Consider the following 14,985-nt stretch of genomic DNA (forward strand, 5'->3'; position numbering starts at 1 on the left):
AACGTCAAATGGGGAGTAGGCAATATTTAACACTTATTTTGCCAAAATATAGGAGGGTAAACGAGTGAGGAAGTTTTTATCGGCTTTTTTATCGGCAATGCTAGTCATTCCGTTGCTGCTGCAAACACAAGCGCAAGCGGCCGCAGGTATTAGTGTTTATATTGACGGGAGCCGTCTGGCGACGGATCAAGCACCTGTCACGATCAAGGGTCGGGTTATGCTGCCGATGCGTGCCATATTTGAGGCGCTCGGTGCGACGGTATCCTGGAATGGGGCACAGCAAACCGTGACCGCGCAAAAAGATGGTACGAAGATCGTACTGAAAATGAAGAATAAAGCTGCGATGATTAACAATGAAGGTATCCTGCTTGATGTACCGGCTCAAAGCGTGAAGGGAAGAACGATGGTACCTGTCCGTTTTGTGAGCGAGGCGCTCGGTCAGGAAGTGAACTGGGACAGCAGAAGTAAAATCGTTACGATCATCACTTCCGGTTCCGGCGGGGATGATCAGCCAGGGTCGTCGGATCCATATCCGGTTTCGTACGTTACCGGTCGTGATGTGGGAGATGCCGGAGACGGACGCGACCTTGAGGTCAGCTTCTCGAAGTCGTCCAATGAATCCCGCGTTGACCATTATCGGGTATTTGTTGTGAAGTCCGGAAATGCATCCAGCTTCAATTTGACGGCGGCTCAAAGAGTATCGTCAGGCAACTACACGACATTGTCAGCCACCGGCAACGATCCGGTCGTTAGACTTACGTCCAGCTCGCGTGACGTAGACGGCGCACTCATCCGAGAAAATCAGCCTTACGCTGCGTTTGTATTAGCCGTAGGCAAAGGGAACAGCTCGAATGCGCTCTCAAGCGCTTCTCCGGTTGTGACACTGGATCGGGATAACTCGGTACCGGCTGCGACGAATGTGAATGTGAGCGATATTAATGACTATGGTGATGGTCGGGATTTAACCGTTAGCTTTACCAGACCGCAAAATGAGAGCAGCATCAACAACTACCGGATTTTTGTTGTTAAGACGAAAGATGCCGGATCCTTTAATCTGGCTGCGGCTAACAACGTGTCCAGCTCATATTCAACGGTCGTTTATAAATCCGGCAGCAGCTCAACGCTGACGGGAACGCTGTCCTCCTCGTCGAGAGATACCTCTGGCGAATTGATCAAGAATGGAGTTCCGTACACTGTATTTGTGATGTCCGTTAGCAATAATACGAATACGATAGCCAGCAAGTTGTCTACGGGATCGTCTTCAATCACGCTTAGCATCGGTTCCAACACGCCGGTCATCAATAAGGTTGAAGATATAAACGATAACGGGGATGGTCGGGATTTACGAGTGACCTTTACGCGGGTCGCCGATGAATCCAAAATCAGCGCTTACCGGATCTTCGTAGTGAAAGACAGCAATTATTCTTACTTCAATTTGACGAAAGCCAATGGCGTATCCGGTTGGAATTATACGCAGGTGAATAAGACCGGAGGAAATACCCTGACTCAGACGCTCTCTTCCGGGGCGCGGGACGTTGACGGGGATACGATCCGTAACGGTGTTAACTATCGGGTATTTGTTATGGCGGTAGGCAGTGGTTATTACAATGGAACTAACACCTTATCCTCCGCTTCCAGCGTAATTACATTGATGAACAGCTACAGCGTCGGTGTGGTTTCAAATCTGGCATTAAGCGATGTGAGTGATTATAACGACGGTCGCGACCTGCGGGTATCCTTTAACCGGGCATCGGATGAATCGAACATCAGCCACTACCGGATCATGGTCGTGAAATCGCAGTATGCGGGCAGCTTTGATCTATCCAAAGCCAATGCGGTTAACAGCGATAGATACACGTATGTAAGCAAGAACGGGTACACGCTCTCCCAAGTACTGTCATCCGGGGCAAAGGATGTCGATGGATCGACGATTCGAAACGGTGTCAGCTACCGTGTCTTTGTTCTTTCGGTAAGCAACAACAGCAACTATATTGCGAATGCGTTGTCCTCTTATTCGTCGGAGATCACACTCACGAACAATTTTAACAACGTAGGGCAAGTATCCAATATTGTGGCATCCGATGTTGCCGACAACAATGATGGCCGCGACCTTCAGGTTCAATTTAACCGCGCATCGGATGAGTCGAACATCAGTCATTATCGGATTATGGTTGTTAAATCGCAATATGCCGGCAGCTTTGACTTGTCCATGGCTAATGCGGTTTCCAGCGATAGATACACGTATGTAAGCAAGAACGGAAACGTTCTGAAGCAGACGCTCAGTTCCTGGGCAAAAGATGTCGATGGAGCGGCTATTCGAAACGGCGTCAGCTACCGTATCTTTGTTCTATCGTTAAGCAACAACAACACAACGAATGCGTTGACCTCCTATTCATCTTCACCGGAGATTACACTGACGAACAATTTCAATAGTGTAGGTCCGGCTTCTAATGTCGTTGCGACCGATATAGCGGACAATAAAGATGGCCGTGACCTTCAGGTTCAATTCAACCGTGCTGCGGACGAAACGAACATCAGCCATTATCGGGTCATGGTCGTGAAGTCGCAAAATGCGGGCAGCTTCGATGTGAAAAGAGCTGAAGCGGTTGATGGTTCTCGATACACCTATGTCAGCAAGAACGGAAACGTTCTAAAGCTGACACTAAATTCTGGAGCAACGGACGTGGACGGAGCGAAGATCCAAAACGGCGTCAGCTATCGTGTGTTTGTTCTTTCGGCAGGCAGCGGAAGCTATGCTGGTAAAAATGCTCTGTCTGACGGCTCCAGTGATATTACTTTGTACACCGATGCGGATAAAGTGGCTGTTCCAGCGGTGCAGGAGGCCAATATCACCTCGGATGCTTACGGCATTACTGTCAGCTTCACCCAACCACTCGATAACAAATTTATCGAAAAATATGCCGTTATTGCCGCTGAAGGTAATATAAGCAAGGACAATGCCATTAACGCATTAACCCAAGGTGGAGCCGTTTCCGTTAGTAAAGGTCGAGATGCAACCTTGACGGTAAAACTGGATAAGGATATCAATGGAACTCAATTGAATCCTCAGAAAATTACGTACAAAGTTTACATTTTATCGGTTCCTGACATGACAAACTCAAGAATTTATGCCTTGTCAAATGCGTTTCCTTCTACCCTGTATACGCCGCCTAAGCCGGCATCAGAGCCTATAAAGCAGGACCCACCAGTGCAAAATCCAGCACCAGGTACAACACCACAAACGACGACTCCGACCTCGGAACCGTCTACTGCCAAGTAAAGTCGGCAGGAGTAACGAGCTTAATTCAATGAGCCGTTTGAGCGGCAAAACAAAAGCAGAGCGGCCCTCTTGTTTGGGGGTGCTCTGCTTTTTTACATAACTAGGATCCAGGTTTGACATTCCCTTAAAATTTTAGGTAACCTTAAATATACAAAAATTACGCAGAAATCAGGGTATCGTTATGGGAAATCTAAGCGAATGCGTGCGGCCGGACGGAACGCTGGACGACAGCAAAATATGGCGAAGGGAACCGTTATACCAAGGGATGAACGGACGTTTTGTTGAGCGGTTTTACCTGACGCCGGAGGAGAGTTATATTTTCAAACCACTGACGAATGAGGAGACGATGGGCCGGGAGGCTTGGGTGTACAAGCATGTGCTGAGCTTTTGTCCACCGGTGTACCCAAAGCTGCTGGTTACTTCTGGGGATGAGGAGTCACTTCAGGGTGCTTGGTCTATCTTTGAGGACTTAGGTGAATTAACTCATACTTACCGCCTGGACACGGCCTTGCAGGTTGCAAGGCTGATCGCTTGGTGGCATGCGACCCCTGTGCGGGATTGGCCGGAGCTTGCAATACCAGGGCCTAAGCCGACTGTAGAAAGGATGGCTGCCGATCTGCTTCACAGGCAGGATGAAGCGAAAGCCGTTTTGCAGCGGCTGGGGTTATCGGGCCGCATCTTCACAGAAGTGCGGCAGGTAGCGGCGGGAAGTTATTTTGGCGCTACGGACAGAGCAAAGGTGCTCTCTCATGGTGACCTCCACATCGGCAATTATGCGGTTGCCGGGAACGGACGCTTGTACATTATAGATTGGGAGCACGCCCATCTCAACACGCCATATTGGGATTTGTTCCATCTAATTGACATGTCGCACCCGCTTTACTCGAAGCAGATGACCTCCTCGGACCGTGAACGTATTATTGACGAATATATCAGCCAGTCCCAAGCTCATGGAGTACAATGGAAGCGGGATGTTTTCTTTAGGGAATACGCCTGCTTTGGCGCGGTATTTTCCCTTTGGATGATACTGCTGATCGGACGGGATCTCAAGCAGGAAAATAGCGTCTGGCCAAGAGAACGATTGCTTCAGCAGTGGAATGAGACGGCGGCGGGTTTAGCCGGCTGTCTTGCCCAGCTTGAGGCGCATCCGTATCAAAGCGGATTTGGGCCTGGCGAAAGCCATGGTGCTACCGGATCCATTTAACCAATTAGGCGGGGATCATATGAAAAAAGTTGGACTAGTCATGCGAAAAATTCAATTTGCCGAAGCTCAGGGGCCGCGAGTGTTTGCGGAACGGCTGCGTAATATTGCACTGGAGCTGGGCGTCGATATCGTCTTTATATCCCCGGAGCGCCATGTCAGCAATCACGACTGGGTTCCGGGATATGAGCATGAGAAGGGGGATCTGGTCAATTACGACATCGTACTGGACCAAATCTACTCCCAAGGAATTGAGCACGTCATCTATACCGTGTCAGGGTTTACCTTTCTCAAAATGTTCATTGAAAAATGCGTACTGTTTCCGCACAGCTTCCCTGACCCGGCGTTGACAGGCTATGAGATGATGAAGCCGTTTTACGGTATCGTGGACAAAGCCATTGTACAGACGGCGTTTCTGCAGCGGCAGCTGAACGAGGTGTTCGGAGTGACGGACGTGGACGTTATTCCGATCGGCTTTAACGAGACACTGGCGCGGAAATATTTTGATCCCGGGAGAATCGTCGATCGCCGGGTACTCTGGATCGGGCGTGATGAGGAGAACCGGCGGCCTGACCTGGTGCTGGAATATGCGCGGCAAAACCCGGATAAGGATGTCGTCATGGTGTTCGGCGGGGAACGTTACCGCGAAAGCATGAAAAAATACGACATTCCACTGAACGTGGATTTGCGATTTAAGCTCACTCAGGACGAAATTTTTGAACTCATGAATTCGGCCAAAGTCTATTGGAGCTGCTCGAAGTTTGATACCTTCGCCATGCCGCTGACCGAAGCATTGGCGATGGGGAAAATTGTTGTGAAGCCCGAGCATCCGTGCTATAACCACATCAGCTCTCGGCATGCTTTTTCGGGAAACGAAAAAAACTGGTTCGAGCTGGTGAATATGGCCGCTGCTTCTCCGTTAAAATATTCCGCCGACAACCGAGATTATGCGTTTGAGAAATTTTCGGAAACCGTGATGAAGCAGGGGTACCGGGATTTCTTTGACGGATGGTTAAAATGAGCGTAAGGGTGGATGGAAAAGTTGATGAATGAGCGAAGAGTAAGCACCGATCATGCGGTTGGAACGAAGTCGGAACACGAGGGGAATAGATCGTCTCAAGAACTGGCGGTTTTATTGGAGGAGCTTGCGGCAAACAGCTGGCCTCCTCGTGAATCCCGTCGCTTAGGCACTTGGAGACTTCGGGCTAACGAAGGTGTCACGACAAGAGCGAACAGTGTGCTGGCTGCTGGGCCGTTTCCGTCACCTGATTGGATAAAAACTGTAGAGTCTTTTTATAGGGAGCAGGGACTTCCTCCGTATTTTCATGTGGGTCCATCTGCACCCTCTGGGTTGGACAAGCAGCTTGAGGTTGCTGGCTATGAGGTATCCATGAACTGTCTGATGCTGGCTGCCCCTTGCCAGGAGGTGCAGCGGAACGCACGGGTGAATGCTCGCAGAAATGTCGTAACCGTACCTAATGCCGAAGGCTGGTGGCTTGATGCGTTTTTACGCATGGAGGGGTTTGACGAATCGCGGCGTCCGGGATATGTGTCGATTTTCTCCAACATGCCTTCGCCGAGGGTATTTGCAGCCATTACAGAAGAGGGCGAGCAACTTGGATTAGCAACTGCTGTAATCGAGAGAGGCTGGGCTGGGATCAGTAATGTAATTGTCGACCCGCGCTACCGACGCAAAGGAGTCGCCATTCGCTTGCTCCACGCGTTAGCTGCCTGGTCGGCCGAAGCCGGAGCGGACAGCATGTATCTCCAAGTGATGGCGGACAACAAGGCGGCGCTGGAGCTTTATGGGAAGCTAGGATTCAGTACGGTAACGAGTTATCACTATCGGGTTCGAGGTAGAATTTAAACAGTGTGGAGAGCTATATATGCAATAAAGTTTTAAGGTGCAAAGATTAGTCTATTGCATCTTTTTTGTATGAGTATTTGTCATTATTTGTTTAAATTTGCAGGAATAATTAGGAAAACGGAGAATATAATCTCAGGAATCATTTTTGGCAGCAATTCATAGGTATAGATTTGATCCCACGGCATAAAGAAAGGGTATAAAGCAATGTCGACCTTTGTTTTTTTCAAGATTGGCAGAAGCCTTCATTTTACGGGTCAGATGGAGGGTCTGAGCAGCGGCAAAATATGATTTACCGAAAAACATATCCCGACTATATCGGATTTTGGATGAGACTGTTGGCTTACTTCATCGATGGAGTTTTACTAGTGCTCGTAAACTGGCTATTTCCTCTAAACGCCTGGGCGGACAGGATACTCGACTGTATTCTACTGTACTGCCCTGTACTTCGTGGCAGGGGACGATCGGCAAACGAATGATCGGAGCGGTAATCGTAGACGAGGAAGGGGAGCGTATCTCGTACTTTAGGTCAGTTTTAAGATACTTGGCCCAAATCTTGTCGGCATTAATCTTATGTATCGGTTATATCATGATCGGTTTCAGTGAAACAAAACGTGGTCTGCATGACTGGATCGCGTCTACCTTTGTCATCAGCAAAAATTCACGACTGTATCCATAGCGAGAGCATCTGCGCTCTACTAGGAAAGCGATATTTTAATAAAGTAGCCTAAGGCGGAAACGGGGGATACAAGGTGTCATTAGTACAACAATTAGGGTTCGAGCCAGGAGCAAAACTGTTAATTGTGAATGCGGACGACTTTGGTATGTGCCATGCCGAAAATGTAGCCATTACTCAATTGCTGGAGGAACGGGCAGTATCCTCGACCACAGTTATGATGCCTTGCGCCTGGGCGAAGGAAGCCATCAACTGGAGTATTGCGCATCCGGAGTATGACGTGGGGGTGCATTTGACGTTTACAAGCGAATGGAACGAATACAAATGGGGGCCTGTAACGCGAAACGGCGCCGTTCATACGCTAGTTACGGACGAAGGTTATTTTCCTGCTGATATTGCTACCTTCGAAAAACAGGCCGGGCGACAGCAGGTCCGTCTGGAGATAATGAACCAAATTGAAATGGCCCTTTCCATGGGGCTTAAGCCTACCCATCTGGACAATCATATGGGCAGTCTATACGGATTGACGACGGGGCATCACTTTCTGGATGTTGTGTTTGAGGCGTGCGCCGAATACGGGTTGCCTTTCCGTATGCCAAGAGTTCTGCCCGAACTTGCTAGAGCTCTGCCGGAAGCTGCAGTCCTTGCCGCACAGGTCGCTGGGCTGGCGGATCGAATGGGGGTAGTCATTCTCGACCATCTGCTCGGGTTACCTTTCGGAAAGCAGCCGGGGGAAACCTATGAAGGCTACAAGCAGGCGACGATTAGGGTCCTTCGAGATCTCCAGCCTGGCGTTTCCGAACTCATCATTCACCCAGCCGTAGCCTCGGAGGAATTGAAGGCCATTCATTCCGAATGGGAGAAACGCCAGTGGGATTATGAGCTTTTCCGAGATCCGGAGGTGCAACATGCCATCGCATCAGAAGGCATCGTTATAATCAGTTGGCGCGATCTGCAGAGCCTGCAGCTGCAGCTTTAGGCATTTACAGGAAAGGGGTAAAAAGAGGATGGAGCAAACCGCCATTAAGTCACCCAGGTCTGAGCTTCAAAAGGTAGCTTACAGCTCGGGAAATTTGGCGGTGAATTTAATGTCCCAAGCGTTCGCCACCTATTTGGTGTATTACTATGTCGATGTGCTGGGGCTACGCCCGGCGTGGGTCAGTCTGGCAATGGTGTTCCATGGCATTCTCGGCGCGATCCTCAATCCGCTCATCGGTCATTTGTCCGACCGCACCCGGACCCGGTTCGGCCGGCGTATCCCCTACATTGCCTTCGGATTTATCCCTTTAGCTGCTGTTTTTGCCCTTCTCTGGACACCTCCCGCAGCTAATGAATTGCTCTTTCCCTATTTCATCGTTTTTGTATTTCTATATGATGTCATGTTCATAACCGTCGTCTTGAATTATTCGGCATTGTTCCCGGAAATGTTCCAAAGCATCCGGGAGCGTGCGTATGTTTCCTCGTGGCGCCAAATGCTTGGCATCATAGGAATGATCGTGGGAGTGGCAATTCCACCCCTGTTGTATTCGCAGATTGGCTGGGGGGCCATGGGCGGAGCTTTTGCAGTTCTGGCCGCTTTGTTTCTAGGCCTGTCGCTTTGGGGTAGCCGCGAGAATCCCGAAGCAACCCAAGCCACATTTCGCATCACCGAAGCGATAAGATACACACTCGGAAACCGAACCTTTGTCATGTACGTACTTGGCAGCTTTTTGGTCCAGTTTACGTTTGCACTGCTGCCGGCTGCCATTCCGTTTTTTACAAAATATGTGCTTGAGCGTGAGGAGAGCTTCAACACCTTGCTGCTAGGTGCTATTTTTATTTCGGCGATTCCTTTTGTGTTTGTGTGGGGCAAAATTACATCTAAATTTGGCCCCCGGCGCGGGGCACTTGCTGCGGTTACGTGTTATATGCTGGCCCTGCTTCCGTTTGGTTTGGTAACAGAGACTGCGGCTGCAATTGCTACGGCGGCGGCTGTCGGAATCGGCCTGGCCGGTCTGATGGTGCTGCTCGACGTTATGCTCTCGGAAATTATCGATGATGATGAGAAAAAGACGGGGGCCCGCAGGGAAGGTATGTATTTTGGCATGAACGGGTTCATCGTCAGATGGGGAGTATCCTTGCAAGCTGTAGTGATGGGCTTGGTGCTGGAGTATAGCGGGTACAGCGCTCATAAATCCATTCAGCCCGATTCGGTTGCTTTGGGCATCCGTCTGATGATTGGAGGAATTCCGGCGGCAGCTTTGCTGCTGGCGTTGTGGTTTTTTTATAAATACAAGAAAACATGAGATATGTTTCCTAAAGAGAGAATTAAGTGAGAGTGCCGCGGCCACCGAACTAAAATCCCCAAATTCGCGTTTCATCTTAAAATAGATGCATTAAATACATTTAATAGTAAAGTGAGCGGAAGCTCAAACGCTTGGAGACAGAACAAAGACCTAGCCGCAGCTAGGTCTTTGTTCTGTTTGCACATCTGCATGCTATTTGCTCAGCAACTGCTCTCTCCAGGATTCCAGCAACTTCTGCATCGCCGTTTCATCCAGAGGTCGGCTGTAATAATAGCCTTGAACTTGGTCGCAGCCGATCTGCTGCAGAAATTCAAATTGCTCCTTCGTCTCTACGCCTTCTGCGAGAACTGTCATACCAAGCGATTTCCCCAAGTGAATGATCGATTGAAGAAGAGAGCTGTCCCGAACGGAGGAGGGAGTCTCCTGTATAAACGCTCGGTCAATTTTTAGCACCTGCAAGGGCAGTGACTTTAAATAATTAATGGATGAATACCCGGTTCCAAAGTCATCGACGGATAGGGAGATTCCGCGATCCTGCAGCTCAACAAGCGTCTCCTTAATAAGCACGGGATTGTTCAGAAGTGATTCCGTTACTTCCAGCTCAAGGTATCTTGGCTCCAGACCCGTCTTGGCAAGCACCTTCTCAACGGTACGAAGGAAATTCGGATGTCTAAACTGAATGGCCGAAACGTTTACCGAGATCGGAAGCTTTGGTAGGCCGGCGTCTTGCCATCTTTTATTGGCTCGGCATGCTTCCCACATCACCCACTCCCCAAGCTCAACAATAAACCCCGTATCCTCGGCAATCGGGATAAATGTGTTCGGAGGTATATTTCCCTGAACTGGATCCTTCCACCGAAGCAGAGCTTCATACCCGGTTAGAGTCACGGATAAAGAATCTACCTTAGGCTGGTAATGCAGCTCAAATTGTCCTTCGGCGAGCGCACGTGCCATCTTCTTCTCGATAGTGACGCGTTCAAGCAATTTGTCCATCAAATAGTAATCGAAATAGTGAGGGCCATTTAACGCTTCCGCCTTGGCTTCCTTCAAGGCCAGTTCAGCATGCTTTAGCAGTTGGGTTTCGTCCGGTCCGTCGTCCGGATAAATGCTGATGCCCATCCCGAAGCCGATTTGAAGCTCTTCACCGGATAGAACATAGGGTAGCTTTAAAGTGTCGTGGAGCTCAACCGCAGTTGTATGTATAAGCAGGGGATCCGAAATACCGGATAATAAAACAATAAATTCATCGGCAAAGCTGCGGCATATCGGCGTGCTTTCGGAAAAGGAACGGCGCAGTCTTTCAGCTACCATGCCCAATAGCTCATTTCCGGCGCTTTCTCCATAGCTTTCGTTAATGTAACGGAAACGGTCTAAATTTACGCGCAGCACCGCAGCGGTTTTCTTCTCTGCTTCCGTAGTGCTTAGCTCGGCGTGCATGAGTTCCCGAAAACGATTCATATTTAGCAATCCGGTCACGGGATCAAAATTGGATAGCTGGCGAATTTGTTCAGAGGAGGCGTTACGCTCTTCAACCTCCTGGGTGACATCGAACTGAAGGCCGATAAAATAGATCGGCTGTCCCTCATTATCCATAATGGGACTAATGATAAACTGGTTCCAAAAAGCACTGCCATCTTTTTTGTAATTTCTAATGGTTACGGTGGCAGTCCGTCCTTCCAGAATCGCTTGATGGATGACCTTCAGATGGCCCTTATTGGTCTCCTCACCTTGAAGAAACCGGGGATTCCGCATTAATACCTCTTCGCGGGTGTAGCCGGTAATTTTCTCAAATCCTTTATTGACGTAGACCAGGGGATTGTCCTTTAAATGAGGATCGGTTATCGCCAGTCCTACGCCCATCATATCGATGGAATGCAGTAATGCAGAGGCATTGATGATTGATTCAAGGTTCGAATGAGTAACATCCTGGTCTTCCACGGGTATGGCCTCCTCGAAATTAACCGTTATTGAAGTTAGTAACCCTGACGATGTCCGGTATACGGGAGTACGTCTTTACACTCATAACCACATCATACATGTGGGTACCTTCGGAAATCAATCGATTTCTTGGCAAAATGTGCCGAAAAGTAGACAGCTTTATACGAAATTCGAGGTTCTGCCTACTTTAGACGCGAAATGTGCGATATAGCAAAAAATTGACGTATTCTGAAAGCGCAAGTTGAACCTGAACGGTCAATTTTTTTCAAATTTCGAGCTAAAGTGATCTACCTCATTCGTATGACGGGGGACTTAATGATACCATAACTTTATTTAAAGTCGTTGCTGTGATGTCGTGAATGTCGTACTTGTTCTGCCATCTCGGGTTTAGGGCAGATTCTGAAATAGCGGGTAGGCGCATTCGCTTATTTTACCGCTTTATAGTAATAGCGCAATAGAGTGTCGCTCAAGGAACAATGGGTTAGATAAGAACAGGGGGATGGAAATGGGGAAAGCTACAGGTTTTTTAGAATATGAACGTGAGATTCCGGGAGAGATCGATCCACAGGAAAGAATTAATTCGTGGAAAGAATTTACGGTTCCCATGGATGAAGAGAAGCTAAGAACGCAGGGTGCCCGTTGTATGGACTGCGGAACACCTTTCTGTCATGTAGGACGACTTCTATCCGGTATGGCTTCGGGGTGCCCTTTGCACAACCTCATTCCGGAATTTAATGATCTCGTATACCGCGGGAGCTGGAAGGAAGCATTGAAGCGGCTGCAAAAAACAAATAACTTCCCGGAATTTACCGGACGAGTATGTCCAGCTCCATGCGAAGGCTCCTGTACGGTTGGAAAGAGCGGATCACCAGTCACGATCAAAAGCATCGAAAAGGCGATTGTTGATAGAGGTTTCTCCGAGGGCTGGATTACACCTCGCCCCCCAGTGAGCCGCAGCGGACGTAAGGTTGCTGTCGTCGGCTCCGGACCGGCAGGGCTCGCTTGTGCCGATCAGCTTAACAAGGCCGGTCATGAGGTGACTGTCTATGAACGTGCCGATCGGATTGGCGGTCTTTTAATGTACGGCATTCCTAACATGAAGCTGGATAAAGCCAAAGTGCAGCGCCGTGTTGATCTGCTGGCAGCGGAGGGAATCACCTTCGTAACTGGCTGCGAAATCGGTAAAGACATTCCTGTCGCTGATTTGCAAGCACAGTTTGATGCGGTTGTCCTGTGCGGCGGCGCAACACAGGCCCGGGATCTTAAGGCCGAGGGCCGGGAACTCGCTGGTATTCATCAGGCGATGGAGTTCTTATCCCGCAACACGAAAAGCCTGCTTGATTCAGAGCTGCAGGATGGCCAATATTTATCGGCCAAAGACAAGGACGTAGTAGTTATCGGCGGCGGGGATACCGGTACGGACTGCGTAGCAACGGCTATTCGTCAAGGCTGCCGCAGTGTAACGCAGCTGGAAATTATGCCGAAGCTTCCGCTGACTCGGCAGTCTAACAATCCGTGGCCGGAATGGCCGAAGGTGCTGAAGACCGATTACGGTCAAGTTGAAGCCGCAAGCTTATACGGCAAGGATCCCCGGCAATTTGAAACGTCTACCAAACGTTTTGTTGGCAACGCGGAAGGCCATATCACGGAAATTGAAACCGTTAAGGTGGAATGGCAGCAAGTTGGCGGGCGCTTAACCCCTGTGGAGGTGCCAGGCAGCGAGCAGGTGATTCCGGCTGATTTGGTGCTGCTAGCATTAGGATTCACTGGTCCGGAGAACCGCTTGCCGGAGCAGCTTGGCTTAGAACGCGATGAACGCTCCAATGTAAAGGCCGAGTTTGGACAATTCACCACGAATGTGGAAGGTGTATTTGCAGCTGGTGACATGCGCAGAGGCCAGAGCCTGGTCGTATGGGCGATCCAGGAAGGCCGTCAGGCAGCCCGTGAAGTAGATCGCTATTTGATGGGGAGCTCCGTTTTGCCATAAGGGCTGCGGGTTGAATGGTGCCAAATAGTACCTTACCGTACTCTAACGAATCCAGTAAGCACTATTGCAGCGAAAACAGTAGATTTCGCAAGCTAACGAACCTCAGCATTCTTATTTAGCTATTGAAGAGGTCAAAATGGCTATTTTATCATCAATAAGTACTACTGAGTTCGTTAGCCTGACGGAGCTCGCCAAATCCAGAAAATAAGGCTTATTAGGTTCCTTAGACTGACTCAGCAATGCACAACTGGGTTTTAGATTGCATAACGCAATCTGTGACATCCCTTGAATATTCAGCTATAAAAAACCGCTGGAGAACAACCTTCTCCAGCGGTTTTATTGCGAGGGGAACAATATTTTTACGAGTGCACGCGGATTGGGCCCTCTGGTTATTATGCTCTACTGCTGCTGGACATCAGCCAGTTCAGCTAAAAGTCCCTCCAGCTTGCCGATAATCTCCTTTTGCCACTTGGCGTCTCCAAGACGTGCTGCGAGATTAAGCAGATCCAAATAATCATCAATTTCCAAGGAGGTTTTTCTCCGGGCGGATAATCTCATAAGCTTTATCTCCTCATCTAGCTAATTTCCGACAGAATGCGGTACAATAAAATAGTTAACCTCTACAATCAATAATGATAATCATTATCATATATTTAATTCTTATTATGCACATTTGGTGGATCGTTGTAAATATGAATGGCCCGGCAACCTAAAATTTTAATAAAGTTACCGATTCGGGGATGGCTTACCTTGACATCGGACAAGATATATGGAAAATGAGGAGAAATAATACACGGGAGGAAATATGGAGACAGAATCGTTACTAAAGGTTGAAGAACTGGCACTTAAAAAGTACAAAATTTTCCGTCAAAGCCAGATTCGCTACATTGCCAGAGCTATGCTGGCGAGCATGTTTATCGGCTTTGGAGTTATCGTTGCCTTCAAGACCGGCAACTTTTTCTATTTAGAGCACTCGCCGCTGACGTATCCGATGGCCGCCATCACATTTGGTGCGGCTATCATTCTGATCGCTTACGGCGGAGGGGACTTATTTACCGGGAATACATTTTATTACACTTTTGCGGCCCTAAGAAAAAAACTCAAATGGCCCGAGGTGATCAGGCTTTGGGTATTGAGTTACGTTGGCAACATTATCGGCGCTGCCGTTTTCGCGCTGCTGATCTTTCTTACCGGGTTGTTTACCGATCCGTCGGTTAACAGTTTTCTGCTCAGTGTAGTCGAACATAAGATGGCCACCTCGACGACTGAGCTTTTCTTTAGGGCAATTCTTTGTAACTGGCTCGTTTGTTTAGCCTTTTTTATCCCCATGTCGCTGCAGGGCGATGGGGCCAAAATGTTTGCAATGATGCTATTTGTATTCTGCTTCTTCATTTCAGGTTACGAGCATAGCATCGCCAATATGTGTACATTTGCCATTGCCCTCGTGCTTAATCACCCCGGAACGATTTCGTTTTACGGAGTGATACATAACCTAATCCCCGTTACGCTAGGCAATTTGGTTGGCGGGGTCATTCTGATGGGCTTCATGTATCATTTTGCGAACAAGCCATTTTTGGATGCGCTCGATAACCAGCGTTTGGATCAAAAACAATAAAACAAACCTTTTGCGGTCCTTCCTAAGACAGGGAGGGCCGTTTTTTCTTATTAAAGAATTTATAAGTTAAACATTCCTGCGTAATTTGTCCTATTGGGTAAAGGGCCACCTATGCTAAGATGAGACAAAATATGCGGTT

Annotated in this window: 11 protein-coding genes; 9 read left to right on the plus strand and 2 right to left on the minus strand. The window is 48.7% G+C overall.

Features of this window, described 5'->3' with window-relative positions:
• Positions 1 to 64: 64 nt before the first annotated feature.
• From ACFQ3W_RS04270 to ACFQ3W_RS04300, 7 genes are all read left to right on the plus strand, one after another.
• On the plus strand, positions 65 to 3,280 hold the full coding sequence (locus ACFQ3W_RS04270) for a stalk domain-containing protein (protein ID WP_379316951.1): 3,216 nt from the start codon (positions 65 to 67) through the stop codon (positions 3,278 to 3,280).
• A 181-nt stretch (positions 3,281 to 3,461) separates the two neighbouring features.
• Entirely contained in the window at positions 3,462 to 4,484 is a 1,023-nt protein-coding gene (locus ACFQ3W_RS04275) for a phosphotransferase (protein WP_379316953.1), read from the plus strand.
• Positions 4,485 to 4,503: 19 nt separating this feature from the next.
• Positions 4,504 to 5,502: a glycosyltransferase gene (locus ACFQ3W_RS04280; RefSeq protein WP_379317215.1), complete on the plus strand. Its 999-nt coding sequence runs from the start codon at positions 4,504 to 4,506 to the stop codon at positions 5,500 to 5,502.
• Positions 5,503 to 5,526: 24 nt separating this feature from the next.
• Entirely contained in the window at positions 5,527 to 6,348 is an 822-nt protein-coding gene (locus tag ACFQ3W_RS04285; RefSeq protein WP_379316955.1) for a GNAT family N-acetyltransferase, read from the plus strand.
• Between the two features lie 322 nt (positions 6,349 to 6,670).
• Positions 6,671 to 7,024, plus strand: a complete 354-nt coding sequence (locus ACFQ3W_RS04290; protein ID WP_379316957.1) for an RDD family protein — start codon at positions 6,671 to 6,673, stop codon at positions 7,022 to 7,024.
• 73 nt (positions 7,025 to 7,097) lie between these two features.
• Positions 7,098 to 8,000 carry a polysaccharide deacetylase family protein gene (locus tag ACFQ3W_RS04295; protein ID WP_379316959.1) on the plus strand — a complete coding sequence of 301 codons (903 nt, stop codon included), beginning with the start codon at positions 7,098 to 7,100 and terminating at the stop codon, positions 7,998 to 8,000.
• Positions 8,001 to 8,028: 28 nt separating this feature from the next.
• Positions 8,029 to 9,306, plus strand: a complete 1,278-nt coding sequence (locus ACFQ3W_RS04300) for an MFS transporter (protein ID WP_379316961.1) — start codon at positions 8,029 to 8,031, stop codon at positions 9,304 to 9,306.
• A gap of 192 nt (positions 9,307 to 9,498) precedes the next feature.
• Here the strand turns inward: ACFQ3W_RS04300 and ACFQ3W_RS04305 are convergent, their stop codons facing one another.
• Positions 9,499 to 11,244 (minus strand): EAL domain-containing protein, encoded by a 1,746-nt coding sequence (locus ACFQ3W_RS04305; protein ID WP_379316963.1) that lies wholly within the window; start codon positions 11,242 to 11,244, stop codon positions 9,499 to 9,501.
• A 505-nt stretch (positions 11,245 to 11,749) separates the two neighbouring features.
• On the opposite strand from ACFQ3W_RS04305, the gene ACFQ3W_RS04310 reads away from it, so the two are divergent.
• Complete coding sequence (locus ACFQ3W_RS04310; protein WP_379316965.1) at positions 11,750 to 13,231, plus strand: glutamate synthase subunit beta; 1,482 nt, start codon at positions 11,750 to 11,752, stop codon at positions 13,229 to 13,231.
• Positions 13,232 to 13,630: 399 nt separating this feature from the next.
• On the opposite strand, the gene ACFQ3W_RS04315 is transcribed toward ACFQ3W_RS04310, so the two are convergent.
• A complete protein-coding gene (locus ACFQ3W_RS04315) occupies positions 13,631 to 13,789 on the minus strand; it encodes a hypothetical protein (RefSeq protein ID WP_379316967.1) in 159 nt (52 codons plus the stop codon).
• 247 nt (positions 13,790 to 14,036) lie between these two features.
• Here ACFQ3W_RS04315 and ACFQ3W_RS04320 point away from each other — a divergent pair, with 247 nt between their 5' ends.
• The gene (locus tag ACFQ3W_RS04320) at positions 14,037 to 14,846 is read left to right on the plus strand and encodes a formate/nitrite transporter family protein (protein ID WP_379316969.1); all 810 of its coding nucleotides are present in this window, start codon (positions 14,037 to 14,039) and stop codon (positions 14,844 to 14,846) included.
• The last annotated feature ends 139 nt before the right edge of the window (positions 14,847 to 14,985 follow it).

It is taken from the genome of Paenibacillus puldeungensis (assembly GCF_042678945.1).
In the GTDB taxonomy this organism is placed as follows: Bacteria; Bacillota; Bacilli; order Paenibacillales; family Paenibacillaceae; genus Fontibacillus; species Fontibacillus puldeungensis.